The sequence below is a fragment of the Thioclava sp. UBA3469 genome, from assembly GCF_002378135.1.
Taxonomy (GTDB): Bacteria; Pseudomonadota; Alphaproteobacteria; order Rhodobacterales; family Rhodobacteraceae; genus Thioclava; species Thioclava sediminum.
On sequence record NZ_DFRG01000046.1, the window covers coordinates 1 to 6241 of the forward strand.

Sequence of the window (6241 nt, forward strand, 5' to 3'; positions counted from 1 at the left end):
ACCATCGCGGTCTACGACCTTGGCGGCGGTACCTTCGACATCACCATCCTCGAGATCGACGACGGTCTCTTCGAAGTGAAATCGACCAACGGCGACACGTTCCTCGGCGGTGAAGACTTCGACATGCGCATCGTCAACTACCTCGCTGACGAGTTCAAAAAAGAGCATGGCGTCGACCTGACCAAGGACAAGATGGCGCTTCAGCGTCTGAAGGAAGCTGCCGAGAAAGCGAAGATCGAGCTGTCGAGCTCGAGCCAGACCGAGATCAACCAGCCCTTCATCTCGATGGGCAAGGACGGCACGCCGCTGCACATGGTCATGAAGCTGACCCGTGCGAAGCTGGAAAGCCTCGTGGGCGATCTCATCAAGGCCTCGCTGAAGCCCTGCGCCGCCGCGCTCAAGGATGCGGGCGTCTCCAAGGACGAGATCGACGAAGTCGTGCTCGTCGGCGGTATGACCCGTATGCCGAAAGTCGTGGAAGAAGTGACCGGCTTCTTCGGCAAAGAGCCGCATAAGGGTGTGAACCCGGATGAGGTCGTGGCGCTCGGTGCGGCCATTCAGGCCGGCGTTCTGCAAGGTGACGTGAAAGACGTCGTCCTGCTCGACGTGACCCCGCTGTCGCTCGGCATCGAGACGCTGGGTGGCGTGTTCACCCGCCTGATCGATCGCAACACGACGATCCCGACGAAGAAGAGCCAGGTGTTCTCCACCGCGGAAGACAACCAGAACGCAGTGACGATCCGGGTCTTCCAGGGTGAGCGCGAGATGGCTGCCGACAACAAGATGCTCGGCATGTTCAACCTCGAGGACATCCCGCCGGCCCCGCGCGGCATGCCGCAGATCGAAGTGACCTTCGACATCGACGCGAACGGCATCGTGTCCGTTTCGGCGAAGGACAAGGGCACCGGCAAGGAGCAGAAGATCACGATCCAGGCGTCCGGCGGTCTGACCGACGACGAGATCGAGAAAATGGTTCAGGACGCCGAGGCGAATGCCGACGCGGACAAGTCCCGCAAGGAACTGGTCGAAACCAAGAACCAGGGCGAATCGCTCCTGCACTCGACCCGCAAGTCGCTTGAAGACCACGGCGACAAGGTCGATGCCTCGACCGTCGAAGCGATCGAACTGGCAGCCAACGCGCTTGAGGAAGCCCTCAAGACCGAGGAAGCCGGCAAGATCAAAGGCGCGATCCAGAACCTGACGGATGCGGCGATGAAACTCGGCGAGGCCATCTACAAGGCCGAGCAGGAGAAAGCCGGTCAGGGCGAGAGCTCGAACGACGAAGACAGCCCGCGCGATGTCGATGAAGATATCGTCGACGCTGACTTCGAAGATCTGGGCGAGGACGAGCGCAAGTAATTGCGCATGGAATGTCGGGCGGGCCTGCCTTTTCTAAGGGCGGGCCCGCCTGCGTTCCGCCAAGGGGGTAACCAATGGCAAAACGCGACTATTACGACGTTCTGGGAACTGCCAAAGGCGCCTCGGCCGAAGAGATCAAGAAAGCCTATCGCAAGAAGGCGAAAGAGCTTCATCCCGATCGCAATTCCGACAATCCCGATGCCGAGGCCCAGTTCAAGGAAGTGAACGAGGCTTATGACGTCCTCAAGGACGCCGAGAAGAAAGCAGCGTACGACCGGTTCGGTCACGCGGCGTTCGAAGGCGGCATGGGCGGCGGGCGTCCGGGCGGCGGCTATGGCGGCGCGGGCGGTCAGGGCGACTTCGCCTCGGCCTTCTCCGACGTCTTCGAAGACCTGTTCGGTGATTTCATGGGCGGCGGCAGAGCCGGTCCCGGCGGTGGGCGTTCGCGCGCGCAGCGGGGCTCCGATCTGCGCTATAACATGCGCGTCACGCTCGAAGAGGCGTATCGCGGCACCCACAAGACGATCAACGTGCCGAGCTCGGCCGCCTGTACCGAGTGTAACGGCTCCGGTGCGGAAGGCGGCTCCGAGCCGCAGACCTGTCCGACCTGTTCGGGTCTGGGCAAGGTGCGCGCGCAGAACGGCTTCTTCACGGTCGAGCGGACCTGCCCGACCTGCGGTGGCCAGGGTCAGGTGGTGAAGAACCCCTGCAAGGTCTGCCATGGTGCAGGCCGCGTGGAGGTCGATCGCCAGCTTCAGGTCAACATCCCTCCGGGGGTCGAGACCGGCACCCGCATCCGTCACGCCGGTGAAGGCGAGGCGGGGCTGCGCGGTGGTCCGTCGGGCGATCTCTACATCTTCATCGAGGTCCAGCCGCACGCGATCTTCGAACGCGAAGGCACCGATCTGCATTGCCGCGTGCCGGTCAGCATGGCGACCGCAGCCCTTGGGGGCGAAGTCGAAGTGCCGACGATAGATGGCGGTCGAAGCCGTGTGAAAATCCCGGCCGGCAGCCAATCGGGGCGGCAGATGCGCCTGCGTGGCAAGGGTATGCCCGCGCTGCGTGGCGGCGGGGCCGGCGACATGTTCATCGAACTGGCCGTCGAAACCCCGGTGAACCTGACCGCACGGCAGAAGGAAATCCTAAAGGAGTTCCAGGGGATCGAGGCCGAGAACAACCCGGAAGGCGCGAGTTTCTTCAAGAAAGTCAAAAGCTTCTGGGATGGCATGACCCAGTGATCATTTCGAAAAGGCGCCTTCGGGCGCCTTTTCCTTTGGGCTAACGGAGGCTGATTAAGGCTTTCTTCAATCCGAATCGTTCATGGTCTGTTTCATGGACCAGATGCCCCATCATATGCAGGAGCCTCCGCTGCCGTTGTTCAATGGCGGCACCGCGATCCATCCTCCGCCGGGCGCGTCCAAGCCGTCCTATCTGTTCGACCATCGGCAACGGCTGCGCACGCGGTTCATGGAAGGCGGCGCGCAGGCCCTGCCCGATTACGAACTGCTTGAACTGGTGCTGTTCCGCGCGATCCCCCGGCAGGACGTCAAACCCCTCGCCCGTCGCCTGATCGAAACCTTCGGCGATTTCGGGCGGGTGGTCTCTGCCCCGCCTCACCGCCTGCGCCAAGTGACCGACGTGGGCGAGGCCGTGGTGATCGAGCTGAAGCTGGTGGAGGCCTCGGCGCAAAGGCTCGCACGCTCGAAGGTAATGCATCGCCCGGTGCTCAGCTCGTGGCAGGCGCTCGTCGATTACTGTCACATGGCGATGTCCCATGCCGAGACGGAGCAGTTTCGCCTGCTGCTACTGGACCGGAAGAACGCGCTGATTGCGGATGAGGAACAGGGCCGCGGCACGGTGGACCATGTTCCCGTCTATCCGCGCGAGGTGATGAAGCGCGCGCTGGAGGCCAATGCCTCGGCGCTGATTCTGGTGCACAACCACCCCTCGGGCGACCCAACCCCGTCCGAGGCGGATATCGCCCTCACACAGCAGATCGACGAGGCGTCGAAGCTCTTCGGCATCGTGCTGCACGATCACCTGATCCTTGGAAAGGACTGCGAGATCAGCCTGCGGTCGGAGGGTTACTTCTGAGCGGTCAGGCCCTGGGACTCGAACCCATCAAGCGGAAGAACCACCGTGCCGCCATCGGAGGGGCAAGCGGGCAGGTCGAGGGTGATCGGCATCGCTGCAGTTCCGGTGCCATGCATCCGCATCAGCCGGCCGCCGACCGACTTGCCGCAATCTTCGAAGGACAGCGTCGCTTCGAGTTGCAGCTTGAGCGCGGTGAGCGTCTTGGGTGCGGTATAGATTTCGATGCGCTTGCCATCTGCGGAGGTGAAGCTTTGCATATAGCCGCCCAGCGAGGTGTCCGGCGTGCGCGGCTTAGTCACGTCGAGATGGCCCGCATCGTCGAACTGCGCACCGTTCTCATAGGCGTTCAGATGCAACGGGCTTTGTGCATCGGTCACCCAGATCGCGCGGTTGATCTTATCGAGCCCCGACGCCGCGGCCTCCACCTGCGCGATCGTCGATCCATCGGTGGTGACTTCCAGCGAGGTCATAGGCGCAAGCAACGGCAGGATAGCCGAGAAAGCCCCCGACTTATCGGTTTGCCCGGCGATCGAGAGCGACGCATCGCGGATCGCCAGTTTCGTATCGGGGTGGCACGGCGCACTCAGCTCCAGCTTGGTCAGCCCATCGCCAGCGGGGGTGACCGACAGGACGGCATGCCCGCAATCGGCAGCGCCGGTTTTCAACGGCATCGGTTGCGGAAGCGAAGATGTGAACTGGTCGCCCGATGTGCGCACCGTCGCAGGCACGATGCCGACGCCGGGATCCGTCGCGAAATGATAGACCGGAGGATTGCGAAGAACGGTTTTCGAAATGAGCTGAACCCGCGGCTCCTCCCGCGGCTCGACCCGATTTCTCCAAGTCTCGCGACTGACCGAGCTCGCCACCAAAGACGCACCGAGTTGCGGACGCGGACCCACGCTTTGCATCACATGACCGGTCGCGGCGGCGAGCAGGAACGTCGCTCCGATCATGGATATCTTGCGAATGGTGCGCATCGCCGCCTCGAACTGGGGTCTGTCTTAGAAAACTGCTTAATAATTTTCTAATGACCGAAAGCGGCGAAGCTGCGGCGCGAATTGGGAAATCGCGCCCTTCACGCGGCTGGCGTGGGGGGTGGACCTGCCAAGAGAGTCAATGACTCCAACAAGATATGGAAAAGGCGGCCGAAGCCGCCTCAACTTTGCCACATTCGCGTCAGAGTTGTGTCAAACCAATTGCCCGTGGCAATGCTTGAACTTCTTGCCCGACCCGCAGGGGCAAGGATCGTTGCGCGACGGCTCGCCCCAAGTTGCCGGATTCGTCTCGTCGAATCCCGGAAGCGGCTCGCCCACCACCTCGACCTCGGGCATCGCCTCGGTCGGGGCTTCCGCCGACGCTTCGGTCGGTGCGGGCTGCTGCTGTTGCGCCTGCATCATCTGCGCCTGCTCTTCTTCGGTGAGCGGACGGATGCGGGCCAGCTGCTGCGTCACGTCCGAGCGCAGGCTGTCGAGCATGATCTCGAACAGCTGGAAGCCCTCGGTCTTGAATTCCGACAGCGGATCGCGCTGCGCATAGCCGCGGAAACCGATGGTCTGGCGCAGCTGATCGAGCGTGACCAGATGCTCGCGCCATTTCGCGTCGATGATCTGCAGCAGCACCTGCTTTTCGATCATCTGCATCGTGTCGGCGCCGAACGCCTCGGCCTTCTCGGCCATCAGCGTATCGGTCGCTTCCTCGAGTCGCTCGGTGACGACTTCTTGATCGACGCCCTCTTCCTCGGCCCATTCCGCGAGCGGCACGTCGAGGTTCAGCTGTTCGATCACCTCTTGGTGCATGCCTTCGACATCCCATTGATCGGCATAGGATTTCGGCGGCATGAAGCGGTCCACGAGGTCCTCGATCACCTGCACGCGCATGTCGCGGGTGATTTCGCCGACCTCTTCGGTCTCCATGATTTCGCGACGCTGCGAGAAGACTGCTTTCCGCTGGTCGTTCATCACGTCATCGAATTTCAGAAGCTGCTTACGAATGTCGAAGTTGCGGCCCTCGACCTTCGCCTGCGCGCGCTCGAGCGACTTGTTCACCCACGGGTGGACGATCGCTTCGCCCTCTTTCATGCCCAGCTTGGACAGGACCGAATCGAGTTTGTCGGAGCCGAAGATCCGCATCAGGTCGTCTTCCAGAGAGAGGAAGAACAGCGAGCGGCCCGGGTCGCCCTGACGGCCCGAACGGCCGCGCAGCTGGTTGTCGATGCGGCGGCTTTCGTGGCGCTCGGTCGCGAGAACGAACAGGCCGCCCGCTTCCAGCACCTTCGCCTTTTCCTCGGCGGTCGCCGCGTCGATCCGTTTGCGGACCTCTTCGGGATCCGCATCGGGATTCGCCGCGAGTTCGTCCTGCACGCGCATCTCGACGTTACCGCCGAGCTGAATGTCGGTCCCGCGGCCTGCCATGTTGGTCGCGATGGTCACCGCGCCCAGACGGCCGGCTTCGGCGACGATGGTCGCTTCCTGCTCGTGCTGACGGGCGTTCAGGACGTTGTGCTTGATGCCGGCCTTCTTGAGCATGTCCGAGAGCATCTCGGACTTCTCGATCGAGGTGGTGCCGACGAGCATCGGCTGACCCTTCTCGTTAGCCTTCTTGATCGCCTCGACGACGGCGTCGTATTTCTCCTGCGCCGTGCGGTAGACGCGGTCATGTTCGTCTTTCCGCGCGATCGGGCGGTTGGTCGGGATCTCGACCACGCCGAGCGAGTAGATCTCGGCGAATTCCTCGGCCTCGGTGGCCGCGGTGCCGGTCATCCCGCCGAGCTTGTCGTAGAGGCGGAAGT

Annotated in this window: 5 protein-coding genes; 3 read left to right on the plus strand and 2 right to left on the minus strand. The window is 62.7% G+C overall.

The features are described from left to right. From dnaK to radC, 3 genes are all read left to right on the plus strand, one after another. The coding region (gene dnaK, locus B3D39_RS03485) for a molecular chaperone DnaK (protein WP_286789379.1) at positions 1-1359 on the plus strand (1359 nt) is incomplete at its 5' end. A 74-nt stretch (positions 1360-1433) separates the two neighbouring features. Then, the gene (gene dnaJ, locus B3D39_RS03490; RefSeq protein WP_078570707.1) at positions 1434-2597 is read left to right on the plus strand and encodes a molecular chaperone DnaJ; all 1164 of its coding nucleotides are present in this window, start codon (positions 1434-1436) and stop codon (positions 2595-2597) included. A gap of 94 nt (positions 2598-2691) precedes the next feature. Continuing rightward, entirely contained in the window at positions 2692-3453 is a 762-nt protein-coding gene (gene radC, locus B3D39_RS03495) for a RadC family protein (RefSeq protein ID WP_274962890.1), read from the plus strand. Here the strand turns inward: radC and B3D39_RS03500 are convergent. Beyond that, complete coding sequence (locus B3D39_RS03500) at positions 3444-4406, minus strand: hypothetical protein (RefSeq protein WP_274962891.1); 963 nt, start codon at positions 4404-4406, stop codon at positions 3444-3446. The genes radC and B3D39_RS03500 overlap by 10 nt on opposite strands. Positions 4407-4640: 234 nt before the next feature. Continuing rightward, positions 4641-6241: SEC-C metal-binding domain-containing protein (locus B3D39_RS03505; RefSeq protein ID WP_286789380.1), on the minus strand; the 1601-nt coding region annotated here is incomplete at its 5' end.